The sequence below is a fragment of the Streptomyces changchenzhani genome, from assembly GCF_039766235.1.
In the GTDB taxonomy this organism is placed as follows: Bacteria; Actinomycetota; Actinomycetes; order Streptomycetales; family Streptomycetaceae; genus Streptomyces.
In genome coordinates this window covers 372,905-392,757 of record NZ_JBDHNH010000009.1, presented here as the reverse complement: position 1 = coordinate 392,757, position 19,853 = coordinate 372,905, and the positions used below count along the sequence as shown (strand labels likewise).

At 68.8% G+C, this 19,853-nt stretch carries 20 protein-coding genes; 3 read left to right on the top strand and 17 right to left on the bottom strand.

Features of this window, described 5'->3' with window-relative positions:
• Nucleotides 1-3 precede the first annotated feature (3 nt).
• On the bottom strand, nucleotides 4-1,281 hold the full coding sequence (locus ABCR94_RS28140; protein ID WP_347122932.1) for an IS701 family transposase: 1,278 nt from the start codon (nucleotides 1,279-1,281) through the stop codon (nucleotides 4-6).
• Nucleotides 1,282-1,409: 128 nt separating this feature from the next.
• On the opposite strand from ABCR94_RS28140, the gene ABCR94_RS28135 reads away from it, so the two are divergent.
• Both ABCR94_RS28135 and ABCR94_RS28130 read left to right on the top strand, forming a co-directional pair.
• Nucleotides 1,410-1,781: a hypothetical protein gene (locus ABCR94_RS28135; protein WP_347122931.1), complete on the top strand. Its 372-nt coding sequence runs from the start codon at nucleotides 1,410-1,412 to the stop codon at nucleotides 1,779-1,781.
• A 287-nt stretch (nucleotides 1,782-2,068) separates the two neighbouring features.
• Nucleotides 2,069-3,649 carry an ISL3 family transposase gene (locus ABCR94_RS28130; RefSeq protein ID WP_347122929.1) on the top strand — a complete coding sequence of 527 codons (1,581 nt, stop codon included), beginning with the start codon at nucleotides 2,069-2,071 and terminating at the stop codon, nucleotides 3,647-3,649.
• A 628-nt stretch (nucleotides 3,650-4,277) separates the two neighbouring features.
• Here ABCR94_RS28130 and ABCR94_RS28125 read toward each other — a convergent pair.
• The gene (locus tag ABCR94_RS28125) at nucleotides 4,278-4,868 is read right to left on the bottom strand and encodes a hypothetical protein (RefSeq protein ID WP_347122927.1); all 591 of its coding nucleotides are present in this window, start codon (nucleotides 4,866-4,868) and stop codon (nucleotides 4,278-4,280) included.
• Between the two features lie 53 nt (nucleotides 4,869-4,921).
• On the opposite strand from ABCR94_RS28125, the gene ABCR94_RS28120 reads away from it, so the two are divergent.
• Nucleotides 4,922-6,301, top strand: a complete 1,380-nt coding sequence (locus ABCR94_RS28120; protein ID WP_347117434.1) for an IS1380 family transposase — start codon at nucleotides 4,922-4,924, stop codon at nucleotides 6,299-6,301.
• 137 nt (nucleotides 6,302-6,438) lie between these two features.
• Here ABCR94_RS28120 and ABCR94_RS28115 read toward each other — a convergent pair whose 3' ends face one another.
• The 15 genes from ABCR94_RS28115 to ABCR94_RS28045 form a co-directional block, all read right to left on the bottom strand.
• Complete coding sequence (locus ABCR94_RS28115; RefSeq protein WP_347122925.1) at nucleotides 6,439-7,104, bottom strand: hypothetical protein; 666 nt, start codon at nucleotides 7,102-7,104, stop codon at nucleotides 6,439-6,441.
• Nucleotide 7,105: 1 nt separating this feature from the next.
• Entirely contained in the window at nucleotides 7,106-9,193 is a 2,088-nt protein-coding gene (gene fxlM / locus ABCR94_RS28110; protein WP_347122923.1) for a methyltransferase, FxLD system, read from the bottom strand.
• Between the two features lie 18 nt (nucleotides 9,194-9,211).
• Nucleotides 9,212-10,471 carry a lanthionine synthetase C family protein gene (locus tag ABCR94_RS28105; RefSeq protein WP_347122921.1) on the bottom strand — a complete coding sequence of 420 codons (1,260 nt, stop codon included), beginning with the start codon at nucleotides 10,469-10,471 and terminating at the stop codon, nucleotides 9,212-9,214.
• On the bottom strand, nucleotides 10,458-13,556 hold the full coding sequence (locus tag ABCR94_RS28100) for a lantibiotic dehydratase (protein ID WP_347122919.1): 3,099 nt from the start codon (nucleotides 13,554-13,556) through the stop codon (nucleotides 10,458-10,460). Before ABCR94_RS28100 ends, ABCR94_RS28105 begins: the two co-directional genes overlap by 14 nt.
• Nucleotides 13,557-13,645: 89 nt before the next feature.
• Nucleotides 13,646-13,786 (bottom strand): FxLD family lanthipeptide, encoded by a 141-nt coding sequence (locus ABCR94_RS28095; protein ID WP_347122917.1) that lies wholly within the window; start codon nucleotides 13,784-13,786, stop codon nucleotides 13,646-13,648.
• A gap of 106 nt (nucleotides 13,787-13,892) precedes the next feature.
• A complete protein-coding gene (locus ABCR94_RS28090) occupies nucleotides 13,893-14,021 on the bottom strand; it encodes an FxLD family lanthipeptide (protein ID WP_347122915.1) in 129 nt (42 codons plus the stop codon).
• Nucleotides 14,022-14,033: 12 nt separating this feature from the next.
• Nucleotides 14,034-14,228: a hypothetical protein gene (locus ABCR94_RS28085; RefSeq protein WP_347122913.1), complete on the bottom strand. Its 195-nt coding sequence runs from the start codon at nucleotides 14,226-14,228 to the stop codon at nucleotides 14,034-14,036.
• Nucleotides 14,229-14,433: 205 nt separating this feature from the next.
• Nucleotides 14,434-15,009, bottom strand: coding sequence for a DUF6624 domain-containing protein (locus tag ABCR94_RS28080; protein ID WP_347122912.1), 576 nt, complete (start codon nucleotides 15,007-15,009; stop codon nucleotides 14,434-14,436).
• The gene (locus tag ABCR94_RS28075; RefSeq protein ID WP_347122910.1) at nucleotides 15,006-15,569 is read right to left on the bottom strand and encodes a hypothetical protein; all 564 of its coding nucleotides are present in this window, start codon (nucleotides 15,567-15,569) and stop codon (nucleotides 15,006-15,008) included. Before ABCR94_RS28075 ends, ABCR94_RS28080 begins: the two co-directional genes overlap by 4 nt.
• Nucleotides 15,570-15,652: 83 nt before the next feature.
• Nucleotides 15,653-16,147, bottom strand: coding sequence for a winged helix-turn-helix transcriptional regulator (locus ABCR94_RS28070; protein ID WP_347122908.1), 495 nt, complete (start codon nucleotides 16,145-16,147; stop codon nucleotides 15,653-15,655).
• A 125-nt stretch (nucleotides 16,148-16,272) separates the two neighbouring features.
• Nucleotides 16,273-17,526, bottom strand: a complete 1,254-nt coding sequence (locus ABCR94_RS28065) for an acyl-CoA dehydrogenase family protein (RefSeq protein ID WP_347122907.1) — start codon at nucleotides 17,524-17,526, stop codon at nucleotides 16,273-16,275.
• A gap of 87 nt (nucleotides 17,527-17,613) precedes the next feature.
• Complete coding sequence (locus ABCR94_RS28060; protein ID WP_347122905.1) at nucleotides 17,614-18,255, bottom strand: GAF domain-containing protein; 642 nt, start codon at nucleotides 18,253-18,255, stop codon at nucleotides 17,614-17,616.
• Complete coding sequence (locus ABCR94_RS28055; RefSeq protein ID WP_521977969.1) at nucleotides 18,255-18,923, bottom strand: GTP-binding protein; 669 nt, start codon at nucleotides 18,921-18,923, stop codon at nucleotides 18,255-18,257. Before ABCR94_RS28055 ends, ABCR94_RS28060 begins: the two co-directional genes overlap by 1 nt.
• Nucleotides 18,895-19,308, bottom strand: a complete 414-nt coding sequence (locus tag ABCR94_RS28050) for a DUF742 domain-containing protein (protein ID WP_347122903.1) — start codon at nucleotides 19,306-19,308, stop codon at nucleotides 18,895-18,897. Before ABCR94_RS28050 ends, ABCR94_RS28055 begins: the two co-directional genes overlap by 29 nt.
• Nucleotides 19,305-19,823 (bottom strand): roadblock/LC7 domain-containing protein, encoded by a 519-nt coding sequence (locus ABCR94_RS28045; RefSeq protein WP_347122901.1) that lies wholly within the window; start codon nucleotides 19,821-19,823, stop codon nucleotides 19,305-19,307. The genes ABCR94_RS28050 and ABCR94_RS28045 overlap by 4 nt, the downstream gene beginning before the upstream one ends.
• Nucleotides 19,824-19,853: the final 30 nt, after the last annotated feature.

Genomic DNA, 19,853 nt, shown 5'->3' with positions numbered 1-19,853 from the left:
AGTTCAGCAGGTCTTGGAGGGTGTCGAGGATCTGGTAGAGGGTGAGTCCGCTGTATCGGCTTTTGGGGCCAGGCGCTGTTCGGTGAGGAACGCGTGGGCGGCGGTGACCAGGGTGACGTGGTGGTGCCAGCCGGTCCAGGAACGTCCCTCGAAGTGGTCCAGGCCGAGGCCGTGTTTGAGTTCGCGGTAGTCGTGCTCGATGCGCCAGCGGATCTTGGCGAGGCGGACCAGTTCGGCGACCGGGGTGTCTGCGGGCAGGTTGGACAGCCAGTAGTCGGTGGGTGCCTCGGCGCCGGCCGGCCATTCGGCCAGCAGCGTGACCTCGGGCAGGACACCGTCCCAGCCGCCTTCCTGCGCGGTGGCCGCGGCCTGGGCCAGACGGCGGGCTTTTACTCCGGCGGGCCGCACCCGCAGGGCCAGGAAGTACGAGCGCATCACTCCGTGGGAGCCTTCCCGCCAGGCCACGTCGGTGAACGCCTGCCGCCCGTGACCGGCCGCCAGCGCGGCGACCGAGAACGGCTTGTCGCGGTAGCGGGGCTGCGGCTTGCGGCCGTTGCCGGACCACGCCGGGGCGGTGGGCTGCAAGTGGTGAGGGTGGACGGTCACGTCCGAGCGGATCGCCACCACGTAATCGATGCTGCGATGTTCCAGTCCGTCGCGGAAGTCGGCGTTCTGCCCGTAGCCGGCGTCGGCCACCACCGCCGGCGGAACCAGACCCCATCGGGCCAGCTCGTCGATGGTGTCCAGGGCCAGGCGCCACTTCTCCCGGTGCCCGATCTCGTCAGGGATCCCCGTCTTGCGCCGGCGGACCGGATCGTCCGCCCACTCCTGGGGCACGAACAGGCGCCACTGCAGCGGGCAGGAGGCGGTGTCGGAGACCGCGTGCACGCTCACCGCGACCTGGCAGTTGGCCTGCTTGCCCAAAGCGCCGCAGTACTGGTGGGCGACCGCCACCGACATCCGGCCGTCCTTGGGGAACGACACGTCATCGACCGCCCAGGCAGCCGGGCCGACCTGCGGCACCATCCGCCGCGCGATCCGCCGTCTCACCGGCACCGGATCCCACGTCGACTGGTTCACGAACTGCTGCAGGTTCTGCTCGTTGCCGTCCGGCAGCCGCGCGGCCATCGGCTGGATCGACTTGCGCCGCCCATCCAGCATCAGCCCCCGCAGATAACAGTCGCCCTTGGCCCGCTGATCCTTCCGCGGCACCGAGGCGAACACATCAGCGACGAACAGCGCCAACTGCACCCGAGCACGGTTCACTTCATGTGCGTCCACACCTTTAACGTGCCCCCGAACAGGACCGAGAGACAGACGTAACGGAGCCCTATTAGCGCGGTGGCGGGCAATCTCTGGGCCGGACGGTACCTGCACTCACCGCGATGCCGTCGCCTACAGTCGAAGCCATGAGCATTCCGGAGCCTGAACAGGCCCGCCCCTGGCACCCGCACCGGGACGGACCTTGGCCGGAGGTCTGGACGTGGCCGCATGGCGCACGCCCGGCGCTCTCCGTCTGGTCAGCCGGGAAATGGCGACCCGCACGGGTCATGGCCCGGCAGAACTGGGCCAATGGCGCCGTGTACTACCAGGTCGAGGTTGATCCACTCGGGGACTCGCAGATCTACATCCGCACGTACCGATGGCCGCAGCCCGGCCTGCGGGCGGCGTACGGCAGCAACTTCCAGCCGTCGACGGCCGCCCGCGTGGAGCGGCAGAGGAACATGCCCCGGCGGGCCGACGTCCATGTACGCAAGCGCGCAGGTCAGCCTTCTTGTTAGAAGCTGCCCTACGTTTTTGGAGCGGCCGGAGAGGTCCATGGTCGGCAGGGAGCCGGCGCTCTGCCGATGGGGGAGAGCGCCGGCAGCCGAGATGACATCGTGCCAGGTCAACCCGTGTTTCTGGCGCTGACGTTGCCCGACAACCGGTCCCGTCCATCCGCATGTGACCGGTCGGGTCAGACGTGGAGCCCGGGCCGTAACCAAGAGTGACATCACAACTGGCCGTACGTGGGGATTCCGAAGGTTCTCGCAAGATTTTCGTGAACCGGTGACAACCCGTCACATCGGTGGCATCGTCCGTACTGTGTGCTGACTTGCTGGACGTCGTGTTTCCGCAGCTTGGCCCGGTAGAGGTGGGGCAGGTGCAGCGGGATGGTGGCGTGGTGCGGGTGACCGCGCGTACTCGGGAAGGCGTACCGGTGTCTTGCCCGGGCTGCGGGGTGGCGAGTGTGCGGGTGCACAGCCACTACCAGCGGCGCATCAAGGACTGCGCGGTCGGTGGGCAGCCCGTGGTGATCGAGTTGAGGGTGCGGCGCCTGTTCTGCGACCAGGAGCTCTGTCTCCGGCGGACCTTCGTGGAGCAGGTCGACGGACTCACGATTCGCTACGGCCGCTACACGCCGGGGCTACTGGCCGTACTCGGCGCGGTGGGCCTGGCGCTGGCCGGCAGCGCCGGGGCGCGTCTGGCCCGGGCGCTACAGGTCACCATCAGCCGTGTGACGCTGATCTCCCTGGTGATGGCGCTGCCAGAGCCGATGCTGAGGTGCCCGCGCGTGCTGGGGATCGATGATTTCGCCACCAAGAAGGGGCACCGGTACGGGACTTGTCTGGTCGACCTGGAGACCCACCGGGTGATCGATCTGCTGTCCGGCAGAACCTCAGAGGTAGTCGAGGAGTGGCTGCGCGCCCATCCTGGCATCGAGATCATCTGCCGCGACCGGAGCGGAGCGTATGCCAACGCCGCCCGAGAAGCCGCCCCCAAGGCGGTGCAGGTCGCCGACCGGTGGCATCTGTGGCACAACCTCGGACAGGCCGTCGACAAGACCGTCGTGCGCCTGCGCCGGAATTGGAGCCCCGCCCCGGCCACGGTGAAGGAGCGCGCCGCGCCTCTGGCCGATCCGGCCGAATCCCACCTGGTCAAGCGCACCCGCGAGCGGCACGCGGCCGTTCATGCGCTGATGGACCGGGGCGCGACCATCACCGTGATCACGCGTGAACTGCACCTGGACTACAAGACCGTGCGCAGGTTCATGCAGGCTCACGACGTCGAGGAACTGCTCGGCCTCGGACCGAGCGGCCGTTACGGCATCCTCGACCGGCACGCCGATTACCTGGTGCGTCGTTTCGCCGAGGGCTGCCATCGTGCCGACCTGCTTCACCATGAGCTCCAGGCCCGAGGCGTTCGCACCAGCGAGCGCACCGTCCGCCGCTTCGTCCACCGCCTGCGCGACGGCGGCGTCGCGCCCGCCAAGGCCCGCACGCCCCGCGAGGTGGCCGGGCTCCTGCTCACCCACCCCGATGAGCACTCCGAGCAGGACAAACTGCAGCTCAAGGAACTGCGCGAGCGTTGCCCCGCGCTGGCCACGACCGCCGACCTTGCCGCCGATTTCGCCAAGGTCCTGGTCAACCGGCTGGGAGCGGACGAACTCGACTTCTGGATCGCCACCGCGAAGTCCAGCGGCGTCACCGAGTTGGTCTCCTTCGCCGACGGCCTCACCCGCGACCTGGCCGCTGTCCACGCCGGGGTCACCCTTGAATGGAGCTCCGGCCAGGTCGAGGGCCAGAACAACAGGATCAAGCTGCTGAAACGGCAAACCTACGGCCGTGCCGGACTACCGTTCCTACGTAAACGCGTCACTTGTGGATGATCCATGACGGGTTGTCACCGGTTCACGAAAATCTTGCGAGAACCATTCCGAACTGGCCGCTGACAGAAAAGTGCCTCGGCCACGGCTGCACCAGCTGGGCATGGAACAGCGCCCTGCAGTTCGCCGACTGCTTCTTCAGCCGCGCAGGAACCACATGGATGTACGAGCACGCCCGAGACACTCTGCACCCCTGAGTGCCCGATTCTGCCTCTATCGCGAACGAGACTTCCGCGAAAGCCAGGTCGACTGAGAACACCGACCCTCAGCAATTGCAAACGATCTGGCATTCCAGCAGGTCAAGGGCTCGCCATCTGACACACGCGACGTGACAGGACAGCTGGAGGAGTGCCTGCGGCGGCCCCCGGAGCCGCCAACTATCACGGACAGGTCCCGCCAACTGCGCTGAATAGAAGCGCCTTGACCTGCGAGGACTCCGCGCGGGCGATCCGCCAACTACGACGCACGGTCACATCCGGGACTGCTGGTCTGGCTTCTGGCGGCTCCGGGCGGAACGCGGCCGAATCGCCGACACCGTGAGCAACAGGCCGTAAGCCGTGTGACCTTGGCTGGCACGGGGCCCAACGGGTTCCCTCCTTTCGTGGATAGGCCAGGGAAGGCCGGTTGGGCGTCACACCTCCGAATTGGAGATGTCACCACCCCTCAGCGATCGAGACGAGTTGGAGCTGCCCCGGCAGGTGAGGTGGCGTTCCCATACGTCAGAGGCGAGCGACATGGCGTCCCGCAGGGCCTCCTCCAGGGGTGCGGGAATCTGTCCCTGGCCGAGTCCGGCCGCAGCGACGGCAGCTGACAGCGTGTGGTATTCGCTGTGGCTCATCTCCCTCTGGCACAAGGGATGGGCAATGACGTCACGCGCGATGTATCCGTCCCCGGACGTCGCTGCCTCCTGGGCGAGGCGGCGCGACGCTTCGACCTGGCGGGGATGTGGGGAGAGGTCGAGCACGGCTAGTCCGACACGGGTGCGGAAGACGGCAAGCTCGGGGATCTTACTGAGGGCCAAGTAGTTTCTGACCATCGCTGCAACGGCGCCGACCGGGTTCTCGTCGGCTGCGGTGTGGCAGAGCACGGCGAGGCACGCAGCGACCGAGTGCTCCCACTCCTCAACCAGGGTGCTCCTGTTCAGGAACTCTAGCCTCGGGCTTTCGTGACGGGTGATGTCCAGTTGGTGACCGGGACAGCAGAAAGTGCTCCTGACCTGCAACGATAGGACTTACTGAGGGTCCTGTACGTGGCAAGGAAAGAAGCACTTCCCAGGTGAAGAAGAGTATCGGGTCCTATCCGCCTGTCCGTATCCAGGGCGGTGGCCGCTCGGTGGTCTCGCAGGCCGGATCGGTGCTGCTGGTCGAGACGGTCCGCAAGTCCGGGCTTGATCAGGCGATATCGACGGCCATGGCACCGTGGCGCAAGCCTCGGGCCGTGCACGATCCGGGCAAGGTCTTGCTGGATGTCGCGCTCGGAGTCGCTCTGGGCGGGGACTGCCTCGCCGATGTCGCCATGCTGCGGGCGGAGCCCGACGTGTTCGGCCCGGTGGCATCCGACCCCACAGTCTCCCGGCTCATCGACACCCTCGCCGCGGCCGGCCCGAAGTCCCTCACCGCGATCCGGTCGGCGCGGGCCCAAGTACGCTCGCACGTCTGGGAACTGGCCGGGGCACAAGGTCCGGCCGCCGACGGCCAGGTGATCGTGGACATCGACGGCGTGCTGGTCCTTGCGCACTCCGAGAAGCAGGACGCCACCGCGACCTGGAAGAAGACCTTCGGTCATCACCCGCTCGTCGCGTTCGTCGACCACGGCCAGGCCGGTTCCGGCGAGCCGGTGGCCGCGCTGCTTCGGCCCGGCAACGCGGGTTCCAACACCGCGAGCGATCACATCACCACCACGGGTATGGCTCTCGCCCAACTGCCCAAAGCCCTGCGGCGCGGGCGCCGGACGCTGATCCGTACCGACTCCGCCGGTGGCACCCATGCCTTCCTCGACTGGCTCTCCAAGCCGGGCCGGTGGCTGTCGTATTCCGTCGGAATGACCATCACCGACGCCATCCATCAGGCGGTGCTGAAGATCCCGAAGAAGGCGTGGACGCCGGCCTACGACGCGGGCGGCACCGAGCGGCCCGGTGCCTGGGTCGCGGAGATCACCGACATGCCCGACCTGAGCACGTGGCCGAAGGGAATGCGGCTGGTCGTCCGCAAGGAACGGCCACACCCCGGTGCCCAGTTGCGCTTCACCGACCTCGACGGACTGCGGCTGACGTGCTTCGCGACCAACACCAAGGGAGGCCAGCTCGCCGACCTGGAACTGCGTCACCGCAGACGGGCCCGCTGCGAGGACCGCATACGAAACGCCCGCGACACCGGCCTGCGCAACCTGCCCCTCCACGACAGCGCGCAGAACCGGATCTGGCTGGAGATCGTCTCCCTCGCACTTGACCTCCTCGCCTGGATGCCCATGCTCGCCCTGACCGGCGACACCCGCCGCTGGGAACCCAAACGCCTTCGCCTGCGGCTGTTCTCAACCGCCGCACGACTCGTCACCACCGGCCGCCGCCGCTGGCTCCGCCTGCCCGCCCGATGGCCCTGGACCAGCGTCCTCACTCAGGCGATCGACCGGCTCCAGGCCCTGCCGAACCCCGGCTGACCAGCCACTTCAACCACCCCAACAACCCTCACCACCACCCCGGGAAAGTGGAACCCGGCGCCCACCCGACGCGAGAGCCGGGCCCTCAACCTGCCACACCACCGGAAAACCGTCACTCCACAAAAGCAGAGCCCCCGTCAGCAGACCGACGAGGACTCATGAACGATCGAGGCTAGGGCGCCATTGGGCTGCCCCCCGAGGCAGTGGACGAGCACTTCCACTTGCCGCCCGTCGAAGAGGCGCTGGCCCACGCCGCGGTGCTGCTCGGCGTGGGCCAGCGCGCGGTCCCATTGGCCAGCCACGACGAGGGCGCGGGTTCCGTCACCGAGGAGGACCGTCCACAGCCACTGGCACACCTGCTGATGGTCGGCCGCCGACTGTGTGAGGTGCTCGAAGGACATAGCGCGGCCGTCGATGACCGCTTCCGTCTTCGATTTCACCGCTTGGTTCAAGGTGTCGAGCAGGTGGTACGCGCCGTTGCCATCACCGCCGCGGATGCGCAGACGAGCCAGGTTGACCAGAGGTTCCAGGGCGTACCGGGCTTCCTGCGCGCTCAGGGGCAGAGCGCGCAGGAAGCCCTCGGCGTGACGCCAGCACAGAGCGCGCGCCAGGTCCGGCATGCCGCAGTCGCTCGCGATCAGCGCCGCCTTGTTCGAGGCGACGGTCGCGGAGGTCACATTGCCGTCGCGTCCAGCGGCGCGAGCGAGGTTACTGATCTCGCCGACCCGGTCAGCAAGTGGTGGGCAGGCCGGACGTGGCCGGGCAACAAGCGGGAACCGCTGCGCTATCTGGCTGACGTCCATGTCACTGCCACTCGATGACGATGCGGTTCAGCGCGTTGTCGAAGGCGAAGCGGCCCGGCTTCGGTGCGAGCGGGGCTGCGTCGCGCGGTTGGATCTCGAACCCGACCTCGCGGCTGCGGAAGGCACGGTTCCAGGTGCGGATCTGGTCCGCGACGTCTCCGGCGAGCGCCTCACCGTCGGGGCCGTGGCCGATGACGCCGAACTCATACAGGGTGGTGCCATCGGGGGCCTTCTTCGCGTACGGGCGCCGGGTGAGGTAGGTGAGCGTGCCGTCCTCGAAGACCGCGGTCGAGGACTGGTAGGGCGCGGTGACCAGCCCCTTCTCGATGGCCTCTTCTTTGGCGGGCATCCGGCTAAGGCCGTTCGGCATGGCGCAGGCGAGCCACAGCTCCAGGTACTCCGGCGACTCTGGGCCCCGGAAGGTGACGTCCGTCCACGCCTCGGTGCGCGGCTTGCGAAAGATGTCGCTCAGGGTGTCCGGGTCGACTTCCTGGTCTCCGTTGGTGACGAGGGCGACGGTGTTGTCGGGGTCCAGGGGAACGAAGACGCGCGGGTCGTCTGCGATGCCCTGGCGCAGCGGCATGAACGTGTTCATCTGGCTGCCGACGCTGCGCCAAGCTCCGTCCTGGTTCTCGAAGGCGATCGAGCGGGAGACGCTGCCGCGCAGACGCAGCGGGGTGAGGAGCCGCCCGCCGGGGGCGAGCTGTTCGAGCCAGGCGGGCGGCACGGCGTGGGCGCCGACGGTGGCTTCGATGCGGTCGTACGGTGCGTTGGGGGCGTGGCCCACTGCTCCGTCTCCGAGGATCACTTCCACGTTGTGGATGTTGGCGGCGGCCAGTCCGCCGCGCGCTCCGTCGACGATGTCCTCGTCCACGTCGATCGTGGTGACGTGCCCCTTCTCCCCGACGAGGTAGCCGAGGAGTCCGGCGTTGAAGCCGGTGCCGGCTCCCAGCTCCAAGACCTTCTGGCCGGGTTCGATGTCGAGCTGCTCCAGCATCATGCCGACAATGTCGGGCTGGGAGGCGCAGCTGATGGACGTGCCGGACTGGTCGAACTTGGTGTTCACGGGGGCGTTGCCGTACGCCTTGTCCAGCGGGGCGTTCGGAACGAAGAGGTGGCGGGGCACGGTCCGCATGGCCTCTTCCACACGGGGTGTTCGCACACATCCCCGCTCGACCAGATAGTCGATCAACTGGGAGCGCAGACGGTCGGCGGAACTGGCTTCGACGGTGTCACTGTTCACCCCGTTGACCGTAGTGCTCGGCGCCCCCTCAGCTCGGATGGACGTGGCATTGTCGCTCGTTCCCATGACTACCTCTTTCGCGAATGTTGACAAGGTGCGTTGGTCCTCCACGGGGAGGCCCAGACGGTTCCAGTGGAAGATGCCGTGGTGGGCGATCACGGCCCGCAGCCCTCGTTCCAGGCGGCCCTGGCGGTTGAGGTCTGCGAGCTGCTGGCCGAACCACTCGAACGTGGCTATCCACTCAGCCAGCGGAGCGAGTCGCCCCTGCGTGACGCTGCGGCTGGTGGTGCTTACGTCGACCGTCATCAGCCGGTGGACAGCGGTCCTGTGCCGTTGCGGACTGCGGATCTCGTCGCCGGGGCGTTCGGCCGCGATCCTTGCCCAGACGTCGCCCTGCTCGTACCAGTCGAGTCTCGCCGCACGCATCGCCACGCTGAGCAGAAGGACCGCCAGCTCGCGGCGCCCGAGCCCGGGGCCGCTCGCTGTCTGCTGGCGGGCCAGCTCATCCAGCAGGTGACGGCTGTCGTAGTGGAACAGGGTGTGCGCGATCTTCATGGCGGCCGGACCGCCGAAGGCGGTCTCTTCAGGCTCGTAGATGCCGGGCGTCCAGGAGGCGAGGACGCCGGCACCGACCAATTCGTCCAGGGCAGCGTCCAGGACCTTCTCAGCGCCCGGGGCGGCGGGGCGATACCGCAATCGCCAACAGGGGGACTTCCGCAGGAACGACCACTGGGCCAGTTCCGACTCCTGGGCGAACAACACCGGGAGCAGATGCTCCACGGTGGTGGCCTCCGCGCGGCTCCAGTCGGTGAACTGGATGAGGCGTTGCGGCCATTCGTCTCTCATGTTGCCTCAATTCAATGGCTAGTTGGTCAGGAAGCATGTCTCCCACCCGGACGCGGACGGCGTTCCGGTATGGAAGGAGTGGAGGGCGAGGGCGGTGCCTGCAGCACCTTCGAGGAGCCCGATGCCGCCGCCGCTGGAAGGGCCGATCAGCGAGTCCGTCAGCGTGCCGGGGGCGGTGTCCGTGATCGGGGCCAGGAGCCGAGGCAGGCAGTCGGTGAGTCCGGGGGTGATGGCGTCAGCGGCAACGAGTTGCGTGATGTTTGCCAGACCCGCGAAGCCGTGGCACAGGGAGACGTCCACGGTCGCGCCGAGCTGGCCGGGGTCCGTCATCGCGCGCAGGAGGGCGGCCTCGGCCATGCGTTGGCGTACGGGATCGTGGAGGGCGAGGGCGGCGAGTTGCTGAGCGCGGGCGAGTCCCGCGGTGCCGTAGCACCAAGACGGTCGGGAGGGTCCGGGGCCGGGCGTTCCGGACCGTAGCTGCTCGCGGGTGATCCAGTATGGCCACCATGGGCCCGTGGGGCTGTCCTGCTGCCAGTGGTCGAGCCAGGCCAGGATGCGGGTGATCGCGTCGAGGTGGCCGTCTACGGTGACGCCGCGGCGGGCAGCCAGGGACAGTACGGCGAGGGGGCCGCCGATGCCGTGGGCGACGCCGTTGTTGGCGTGCCCTTGCGGATAGTCCGGGGAGGTCTTGCCGGAGGGGGCGAGGTGGCTCCACCATCCGGGCAGGAGATCCCCGTCGTGCTTGACCGGCTCGGTCAGCCGGACCAGGTATGTCAGGATCTCCCGGAGAACGTCGGTGTGGGCGGCGCGATGCAGCAGGAGTCCACCCATCCCGCTCAGGCCCCGGATCGCGTCGAATTCGGCCAGCGTCGGCATCTGGCCGCGGTCCGAGCGCGCGTGGGCGCTGACGAGCCGGTGCCGGATCGCTGTCGTGACGTGCATGTCGAGGGTGTCCAGGGCGCGGGCGTAGCGTCCGGGGCGGTCTGCGGCGGCGTGCAGGGCGAAGGCGAGCGCGGGCGCCCCGTAGTAGAGGTGGCTGTCCGGGCCCCCGACGGCGGGTTCTGCTGCGGCGCAGGCGAGCCAGTCGTGTGCGCGCTGCCACGGCCCCTGGTCGGTACGGGCGCGCTCGATATGCAGCAGCGCGACACCGACCGCGCCGTGCGCGAGCGACTGCGGCCACCAGCCCTGGCGGTGATGCAGCCCCCGTATGTCCTGCGGGGCGGCGAGCCGCTCGGCGATGGTGTCGGCAGCGCCCCGTGCGATCTCACGCAGGTCCATGGTGATCACCTCGGTGAGTCCAGGCCATTGCAGCGGCGTGGGCCAGACGCACGCACATCCGCTCGTCGTCCTTGTCGATGCCGACGGCGCGGATGTGGTGGGCGTGCAGAAGCGAGTCGAGAACGAGGTTCGGTTCGATGACGCCGGATGCGTTCAACATCTGCCGATAGCGGGCCAGTGCCTCGTCGCGCTCGCTCCAGGCGGCAGCGATGGCCGCGCCGCCGGGGGCCGCGCGCAGGCCAGCCCAGTCGTCGGTTGGATCGGCCAGACGTACCGCCTCAGCGAGCACCGTCCGGTCAAGGGGGCGCGGCTGAGTGATCTGGCCGTGGGTGATCAGCCAGTCCATGCCGGCCGTGGTGCTGCCGGTGAAGGCGACGGCAAGGGCGACGAAGTTTGCGGCGGCGAGGGCCTGTCGGTGGGGGCGTGGGCTCTGGGCGAACTGGACGGCCAGGGCTCGGGAGTCGGCGGCGAAGACCTCTTCGGCCAGGCTCATCAGCGGCCCGGTACCCCACCGGCCGGTTTCCGGGTATGAGGTGGCGAACTGCATGTCGGTGAGGAGCCCGGCTCGGCGCAGCCCGGCCGCCCAGGCACTCACGCGCTGCGCGGTGAGTGCGAAGTCCTGCTCGCTGGAGACCGCGATGCGCAGGCGCAGGTGCCATCGAGGGTCGCGGTAGCGCATATACCACCACATCGGCGGCTCGTCCCAGTGCCCGAGAAGTTTGGGAAGGTGGTCGGCGAGAACCTCGGGCTGTCGTTCGACGTGCCCGTACAGCTTGACCAGCAGCCACGGAGCGGTGCCCGGAAGGTGACCGTGGTCGCGGGTCAGGAGTTGGTCAGCGGTCACGGGTGGGGCGGCTGGCCACTGCGGCGGGCGGGTGGCCGTCATCGGGGCGATGATCTCGTGGGCCCGTCCGTCGAACCAGCCGCCGCCGGATTCCGCTTCGGTCAAGGCAGCCGACTCGTTGGTGTTCAAGTGGGCGCGCAGCAGAGCCAGGTGCGCTCGTTCGGAGAGGTCCAGCGGCAAAAGCTGGTCGCCTTCGGTCAGCGCGACCTTGTCCGGAACTCGGCGGCGCGCGCGCCATTCGTCGGCCGCTTTGTGCCACTCCTCCCAGGAGGTTCGGCGGTCGGGCAGCTCCGACCGGTCCAGCCGCCACCTGGCCGGAGCGAGGATCGTGCGTCCATAGCGCACGCGTGGCAGGTACGGCAGGGCCGTGGCGGAAGCCCATGGGAATACGGTCAGGACGGCGGTCTGGGAGCGGCTGATCTCGGTGAGGAAGCGTGCGAGCGGCGGGGTGTGGCCGCGCAGGTCCAGGGCATGCAGCGTCATGGGGTCCAGGAGGCACGCGCGGGAGAGGGCGACGAGGTAGAGCCTGCGGCGGTCGCAGCCCACGGCGAGGTCATCGAGTGTGATGGTGCGCTCGTCCGCCGGACGGTGCTCTGCCAGGCTGATCACGGCCGGCAGGAATTCGGCAACGCGGGTGACATTGGTATCGCCACGGTCGAGCGGAGCGAAGGAGACCTGTGTGGGCAAGGAGCCAGGCGTGTTGGCCGGCAGCTTCTCCAGCATGGTGGCCGCGCGGGCCTGGTCCTCTGGCGTGAGCAGCCCCAGACTTCGGCCAATGGTGGTGCCGATCCCCCGGGAGGGTGCGATGCCGTGGAGAGTGAAGTCGCCCTCTTCGAGGGCGGCTTGTGACGTGGCCCGGATTCGGAAGCGCAGTTCCGTATGGGCTGGCACCTGCGTCGTGTCCTGGTCTCCGACCGTCAGCGTGCGGATCAGTTCCTCGTCCAGGCTGATTTCGTCGCGGCCGTCGAGCACGGCCGCCTGGGCGAGGGAAAGTAACCGCTCTTCACGGGAGGAGGGGGCCTCACGATGTTCAGGTTCCGCGTCGCGGTATCCGGCCGGGAACCCGAGGCCGACGTCCGGATTTACGACGTCCCGGACAGGGACGAGCGAGTTGATGCCGTACCGCTCGAAGAATCGGTTGTGGAAGTCCTTCCACGCCGGAGTACCGAAGGGGTACGCGGTCAGCCGGGCCAGCGCGGTGGCGGCTTCCTCCGCCTCGCGGGCAACCTGCAGGGGCAGAGTGAGTGAGCAGTCCATTCGCAGGTCGAGCGTGAGGGGCTGGGCCTTGGTGGGGCTCATGGTCGTCATCTTGTGGCGCAAGGCAGTGCGTAAGCGTCGGCCGTCAGTCGGGGCAAGGACCTGGTTGTGCTGGCGAATGGCGTCTCGGACCGCTCGTAGGTCGGCCACGAGGTTAGCGGTCGTCGGCGCGTCGGCGGCCTCGGCCTGCTTGACCAGGTGGTCGAGGGCGTCGAGGGTGGCGGAGGGGGCGTGCAAGCTGCTGACGAGCACACCACGCTCGACCAGGTTCCTGACGAGTCCTTCTACCCGGTCAGCTGAAACGTCGGGGAACTCGGCCTTCACCCGTGCTGCGACGCTGTCGAAGGGGATGGGTGAGGCGGCGGCTTCGACAGCGATCCGTACGGCGGCGGTGTAACGGAGGGATACTTCGGCCTCGGGGCGACTCTCCGCGCGGCGTGAGCGGGGCGGGTAGGGCACGATTAGTCGATCCCCGCGTACGTAGGCGGTGTTGTTGCCCATCACCCTGAGCTGCCGCAGGAGTTCGGGGCTTGCTTCCATGCGGGCGATCAGGTCAGCAATCCAGTCAGCGTCGGCGCGTGCGATGGCGCGGTGCCACTTGCCCCAGGTCCATCCCGGCCGTGCTCCGAAGGAGGCGGGTGCGATGCCGGCGAACAAGCCGTGGGGGGTTGCTCGGCCGGTCATCCGCAGCAGATACCGCATGACGGACATCACCGCACGCCGTAGTTGACGGATCTCGGGTCGGGCCGCCGAGCACAGTGTGTTGATCTGCTGTGCGAACAGGGGGCTGGCCTGCTCGAAGGCGTCGGCGATCTCGGTCATCGACCAGACGTCGCGCAGCCATGTCTGCCACTGAACCTGCCGGGCCGGCGTGTCGTCGGTGAGGTCCGGCCACGCGGGCAGCAGCAGCGTCGAGTAGTGGCTGGCGCGCAAGAGTGCGGTGTCCGCGCACCTGTACAGCGGTGCGCTCTTCCTGGAATCCATGCACCCTCCCTGGTTCGTAGTGTTGGGATTGCCAGCCCGCGCGGCGGATGACCCCGCGGGCTGGCTCTTCGGCGTGCTCGTGCTGAGGGTCAGGCCACGTTGGTGGCACAGGGGTTGGAGCAGGTGCTGCCGCAGCCGTCATCGGTGAGGTTGATCAGCGTGGCTTGTCCGTCGCCGGACTCCAGGGATTCCAGGACGCTGATGTCGAGGTCGAACTCGTTGTTCTCCATGTGCTGTTTCCTCCACAGGTGTGTGCGGCTCCTATCGAGCCGCCGGGTGCGTGCCGCGTGAGCGGCGCCGGCACGGCCTAGGTGCCTTGCCGGTGGTCTGTTGTGGTCAGGTGCCGCTGGATACGCAGCTGCTGCCGCACGTCGAGCCGCAGCCGCCGTCGGAAGCGACACTCGCCACGGCCGTCCCACCGGACTCGACGACGCTGATGTCGAGGTCGAACTCGTCGTTTTCCATCTGCTATCTCCTCTACGAGGTGTGCGGCCCAGAAAGCGCCGCTGAAGGGGTGCCGCATGTGCGGCGCCGGCACGAACGGAGCGCTGTGCCGGAGAACTGGAAACGGCGGGTGCCTTTTCGGGCGGAAGCCGACATGAGCTGCATGTACTCCTCGGCCTCCATGTCGGCGGGCGCCCAGAGCTTGGCGAGATCGGGCTTGGTGGACATCCAGCTGGTTGCCTGCGAGAAGCGCTTCGTTCCGCTCGGCCTGGTGCTGCGCGTCCCGCCGGAGCCGGGCAGCGCCGACCACGGCGGTGGCGAGGGCGAGGGCGACGGCAGCGCTGGTGAGCTTCATACGTCCACGGTCCTTTTCCGGGAGGGGGATCGCTTCGCTGGGGGATTCAGTTCGGTGGAGTGGGCTGGGCCCACTGGGTCATGCGACCCCCGCGAGCACGACGGTCGAGGAGTCGTTCGCATGGTGATCCGGGGCGAGCCGGCGACGCACCGTCTCCAGGGCAACGGCTATCGGTGACAGTCCGACGGATGCCCTTCGCTGGTCCAGGGAGTCAGGCGCGCGCAATGGGCAAAGCTCAATTCCTGTTGGTTCGAGGACCAGTTGGGTTCCGTACTCCTGGGGGCGACCACTGTTGACCAGGGTGCGGTCGTAGAGGTGGGCCCAGTGCTGGATGCGCGCGTCTCCGTCCTGGACTGCGCGCTCCAACAGGGTGGTGGCCGCCCGCTGGAGGTCGGCTTCGCCGTCGGCGTGAAGAGCGAGGCTCCATGTGGCGCGGGCCGCTTCGGGCCCGACAGGGCGATGGCCGGGCCAGTCGTGTTCAGCCAGAACGCGGCGAAGGATCTTGGTGTCGGCGTGGTCGGCGTGACGGTCTTGCCCGAGCTGGATGGCGTCGAGCTGGTTGCGCACGCGCTTGGCCCGGCGCGCTGCCGACCGCCCCGCGCGGACGATGAGTTCGCGGGCGAGGTCCGGCCGCAGCGGTTCGGCGGCCGTCACGCGGTGCTCCGACTGTCTGCGGCGGACTGCGGCTCGCGGACCCGACAGCCGATGAGTGGGCCCAGTCCGGGACGCCGCTCGGCGATGAGTTCAAGGCGGGCAACTCGCTCCTTGTGCTGTCCGGTGCCCGATCCCTGTACGTCCCAGCCCATGTCGGTGAGCCGACGAAGGAATGAGGCGATCGGATCAACGTCGAGGGGACGACGGGCCAGGGCCTCGACACGCACGAGCGGCAGGTTGAGTCGGGCGGCGAAGTCGGAGGCCCACAGGGTGATCAATTGGGCGGTGTCGTCGGGGCGGTCGGGCAGGGTGTGGACGCAGCTCAGGAAGAGGCACGGGCCGTCGCCCCATCCGAGGTCGGGCGCGCACTGTGGGATCAGGCAGGCCAGCAGTTGCCCGGCCTCGAACAGCCCGGCCGGCTTCGCCTGCGGGTCGCGGAACAAGGCCGGGATATCTGCTCGGGCGGGTATCGGCAGGCCGCGCATGGTGAGCCAGCGCTGACGGTCCTGGATGAGGGCGGCGGCCTCGTCTCGCTCGGCGTCCGTGCCCAGAGTCCGCATCTCGTACACGGTTGTTGACCCTGGCGTTTGATGGTGCAGGGGCGCGGGAGACGGCTCGGTGGCCGGCGCAGAGGGTGACGTGTTCACTGGACCGCTCCGCTCTCTACTGTGCCGGTCGGCACGGTGCCCAGCAGGCGCCACGCGTGGGCCAGGACGACGAGCTGGGTGACATCGGTGGCCCCGCCCTCGGCGAGCAGTTGGTCGAGTGCAGTCCGGAGATTGGCGGGGGCGAGCTTGGCGGCGCGGGCGATGTCGCGGGGGCTGCCGTGCTCGGCGACCGCCTTCAGCAGCAGCTTCTGCTCAGCGTTGAGCTCCGGCGCCGGCTGGTCCGTCGAGGGCGGGGCGACCTGTTCGGCAGCCAACAGGAGATGCACGAGCACCTGCGGCTTGCTGCGGGGTGGGCAGTGGACGCTCTTCCGGATGTCGCGGACGTACTGGCGGACGGTGTTGGCTGACAGTCCGGTCTTCGTGGCGAGGTCTCGGTTCGTCGTAAGACCGTCCACGAGGTGCCGGGCGACGCGCTTAAGGGTTGGAGTCAGCGGTGTGATTGGTGCGCTGGTCGTCATGGGCGGTGTCACGGGCGTCTCTTTCTGGGCTGGGGTGGCGGTCACCGGAGGGGTGCCGCCGGTCCCCGAGGGGGACGGGGCTGGCGACACGGACCCGTGCGCGGCGGTCTCGATTCACGGGTGCCGTGCACGGGCGTTCACGCAGCGGTGGGGTCGGGTTGCGCCCAGGCGGTCGCGGTGGCGAGGCGTTCGGACCACTGGATGTGGTCCTCGTCGAAGGCGGCGTCGGCGAGGCGTATCCGCTGGACTTCGCCGGTCCCGGCCGGTGGGTAGGTGTGCTGGATGTCGCGCCACAGGCGCTGGAGGACGTAGCCGTGGTCGAGGGCCTGGGCGCCGTGCAGTTCCATGGCGTCCTGGGCTGACGTCCTGGCCCACTGGTGGCCGAGGTACTTCGCGTTGATCAGGTCGGCGTCGCAGGGCAGACCCTGATCGAGGAGGTGCACGGACTGGTAGGCCAGGATGCGTCCGGCTCGCAGGCGGGCCTCCATGTCACCGATGCGGTCCCGCAGGACCGGCAGATCGGACAGGGCGCCTCGGTAGCGGGGGCGGGCCTTGAGGCGGGCAGTCGTGGTGGCGACGACCGCCTCGTGGATCCCGAGGCTGACCGCGGCCAGGTTGGGACGGCCGTACAGGATGCTGCTGCTCTGCGCCACGCTCAGCCCCTGACCGATCTCTCCGACCAAGTTGTCCGCAGGGACGCGGACGCGGACAAGGTCGAGGCGGCCGGCGGAGAAGCCGTGCAAGCCGAGACCGGGGCGATGGTCGGTGACGGAGAGCCCGTGGCGGTCCGATTCGACCATGAACGCGGTCAGCGCCTGAGAAGTACGCACGCTCGCCTCAGCGGTGCGGGCGAGCACAAGGTGGGCTCCTGCGAGATGACTGTTGCCGATGTGGACCTTGCTGCCGGTGATCACCCACTGATTGCCGGTGCGCTCGGCGGCGGTCTCGATGCCGCCGATGTGCCCGCCGGCGATCGGTTCGGTCACGGCGATCGACAAGAGCAGCGAACCGTCCGCCACCCGCGGTAGCCAGCGGCCCTTCTGCTCATAGGTGGCGAAGTGCAGCAGGGCGCCGACGGGGATCAAGGTGGCCTGCAGGATGGCCGCGGCAGCCGCCGAGACACAGGCGATGCGATGGATCAGGACAGTCTTGGCCACATGGTCGGCGCCCTGCCCGCCGAAGACGGACGGGACGGTGACGGCGAACCAGCCCCGCGCGGCCATCAGATCGGCAACCTTGCGCTCCACGCTGCCCGGAGCGGCTTCCATCCTCACGGCGCGCGGTGCGATGTGCTCGGCCGCGAAGGCGTCTGCCTCGTCCCACAGCAGCTTGTGGCGGGCGGTGAGATAGGGGTGCAGCGCCGGAGGCGGCGTGGCAGGTGTGGCGGGCATGGTCGTCTCCCTTTCCCTGGGTGAAGTTCGCGCGGTGGAGCGGCCGGGGATCGCTAGCGGCTCCCGGGTGGGGGCGGTGGGAAGGGCCTAGCGGACGGGCGCGGGGGTGATGTGGTCCATTACCTGGGCGCCGGTACTGATGACGATGTCTCTGAGTCGTCGGGCCTCGCTCAGAGGCCGCTTCTCGGGGTCGATGACGCAGACCGTGCCCAGCACGGTGCCGCTGTTGTGGATGAGCGGGGCGCCGAAGTAGGAGCGGATCCCGACCGCGTCGACCACGTGGTTGCCGCTGAAGCGCGGGCTGGCGTGCACGTCATGCAGCGGGAGCGCCTTCTTGCGAGCCACGACCTCCGGGCACCAGCCGTGGTCGTGGCTCATGGTGCGGCCGACGATGACGTACCCGCTGTCCGCGGGCGGCTGGTGCAGTCCGACGAAGGTCTGCTCCTCCAGGAACAGATTGACGAATCCGTACAGGAAACCGGCCCTTTGTGCCATGTCGCGGGCCAGCTCGTCGAAGTCCTGGCTGGCAGCGGTGGACACGCCCAGGCGCTCCAGCAGCTCGTACCGCTGCGCCAGTTCGGTCGTCTGCTTGGCCTGCTGGCCGGTGACGGCGGCGCCGGCCGGGATGGACAGCCGGTGGGCGCCGTTGCGCATGCCGCGTTGCGGTAAGGACAGCGCGGGTGAGGCGGCCTGCGGTACGAGGTGGGGGTCGGTGGGCTGGTATGACATCAGGCGTCCTGGAGGGTGGTGGTGGATGTGGGGTGAGCGGGTCCGGCCGGTGCGTTCTGCACGGCGTGGCCGACGAGGGTCAGCAGGACGCCTGCGACGCTGGTCGGATTGCGGGCATCACAGGTGACCACCGGTACAGAGGCGGGCAGTTCGAGGGCGGTGCGGACCTGTTCGGGGCGGTAGCGGTGGGCTCCGTCGAAGTGGTTGACGGCGACGATGAAGGGCAGGCCGATGTCTTCGAAGAAGTTGACGGGGGTGAAGCTGCTTTCCAGGCGGCGGGTGTCGACCAGGACGACCGCGCCGACGGCTCCGCGGGAGAGGTCGTACCAGAGGTCGATGAACCGGTCCTGGCCGGGCGTGCCGAACAGGAACAGCTCCAGAGGCACGGGCGCGTCGGGGAGGCTGAGGCGGCCGAAGTCGAAGGCGACCGTGGTGGTCTGCTTGGCCTCGACGCCTTCCAGGCTGTCCACGTCCGTGCTTGCCTCGGTCAGGTACTCCTCCGTGCTCAGCGGCGTGATCTCGCTGACGGCGCCCACGGCGGTGGTCTTGCCTGCCCCGAAGCCCCCGGCGATCACGATCTTCAGCACGGTCGGTGTATCGGCATGCAAGCGCGGCGGTGTCCGCAGGCCCACGGTCGGGTCATCCGGCCTGGGGGTAAGCGATGGCATCGGGCCACTTCCTTTTCAGGCCCGCCGAGAGGGCCGCCAATAGGTGGGTGGTGGGACGTTCATCCGCGTCTGCGTCGGAGGCGGCATAGGCGTCGGTGACGGAGACGACCAGGGCGTGGGTGTCCAGGAGGTCCGAGACGAGGATCTTGACGGCGGTGACGGGGCGGCCGAGCCGTCCTGCCAGCTCGGTCACGGAACGACGGTGCTCCCGGCACAGAGCGAGGATCTCTTCGCATTCCTCGGCCTGGCCAGGGCCGGGCCATCCGGGGCCGGTGTCCAGCACGGTGTCCAGGCTCAGCAGGTGCCGCGGTATCGTGCGCCCGCGCGTCAGCGTGTAGGTCCGGACGAACGTCGAATCCTCGGCCGCGGCGCCGTGGGTGCTCACCGGACCTCATCACCTGTGCCGACTCGGACGGGGATCTGCATGTAGGGGGCGAACTTCTGTACCAGACGCCCCGTTTCGAACCCGACGGTGCCTGCGTCGGCGTCCGTGGTGGCGACGACGGCGAGGATCGTGTCCACGACACCGCGGCTGCCGGGGTGGTTTTCGAAGGCCGCGCTGTGGCCGGCGCTCTGGACGAAGAACAGGCAGTCGTCTCGCTCGATGACGACCTGCTTGGCCGGCCGCTTCTGGTGGCTCGGGCCGGTGATGTTCGCCGCGAGGGAGGCCACTCCGCTGAGTGCGGCCGACAGTTCGTCCGCCCAGTCCTTGTCGACTTCGCTGTCCAGTAGCCGCAGCCCGTCCCGCGACAGCAGGACGGCGTGCGTCACGCCCGGAACTTCGGCGGCGAAGTGTCTCAGCAGCCAGAGCATGTCGCCTCGTTTACCGCTCGCCGTCACTTCGGCCTCCGGCGCGGACGCGCCGCCGGTCACGCTGGTCATCTCAGGGTGGGTGCTCATGGGGATCGCTCCAGAAGGGGAAAAGACCGA

What these genes read in the sequence shown, in the direction of transcription:
- ABCR94_RS28135 (WP_347122931.1), top strand. Translation starts at nt 1,410, where the DNA reads ATGAGCATTCCGGAGCCTGAACAGGCCCGCCCCTGGCACCCGCACCGG.
- ABCR94_RS28115 (WP_347122925.1), bottom strand. Translation starts at nt 7,104, where the DNA reads ATGGACGTCAGCCAGATAGCGCAGCGGTTCCCGCTTGTTGCCCGGCCA.
- fxlM (WP_347122923.1), bottom strand. Translation starts at nt 9,193, where the DNA reads ATGAGAGACGAATGGCCGCAACGCCTCATCCAGTTCACCGACTGGAGC.
- ABCR94_RS28105 (WP_347122921.1), bottom strand. Translation starts at nt 10,471, where the DNA reads ATGGACCTGCGTGAGATCGCACGGGGCGCTGCCGACACCATCGCCGAG.
- ABCR94_RS28100 (WP_347122919.1), bottom strand. Translation starts at nt 13,556, where the DNA reads ATGGATTCCAGGAAGAGCGCACCGCTGTACAGGTGCGCGGACACCGCA.
- ABCR94_RS28095 (WP_347122917.1), bottom strand. Translation starts at nt 13,786, where the DNA reads ATGGAGAACAACGAGTTCGACCTCGACATCAGCGTCCTGGAATCCCTG.
- ABCR94_RS28090 (WP_347122915.1), bottom strand. Translation starts at nt 14,021, where the DNA reads ATGGAAAACGACGAGTTCGACCTCGACATCAGCGTCGTCGAGTCCGGT.
- ABCR94_RS28085 (WP_347122913.1), bottom strand. Translation starts at nt 14,228, where the DNA reads ATGTCCACCAAGCCCGATCTCGCCAAGCTCTGGGCGCCCGCCGACATG.
- ABCR94_RS28075 (WP_347122910.1), bottom strand. Translation starts at nt 15,569, where the DNA reads ATGCGGACTCTGGGCACGGACGCCGAGCGAGACGAGGCCGCCGCCCTC.
- ABCR94_RS28065 (WP_347122907.1), bottom strand. Translation starts at nt 17,526, where the DNA reads ATGCCCGCCACACCTGCCACGCCGCCTCCGGCGCTGCACCCCTATCTC.
- ABCR94_RS28060 (WP_347122905.1), bottom strand. Translation starts at nt 18,255, where the DNA reads ATGTCATACCAGCCCACCGACCCCCACCTCGTACCGCAGGCCGCCTCA.
- ABCR94_RS28055 (WP_521977969.1), bottom strand. Translation starts at nt 18,923, where the DNA reads ATGCCATCGCTTACCCCCAGGCCGGATGACCCGACCGTGGGCCTGCGG.
- ABCR94_RS28045 (WP_347122901.1), bottom strand. Translation starts at nt 19,823, where the DNA reads ATGAGCACCCACCCTGAGATGACCAGCGTGACCGGCGGCGCGTCCGCG.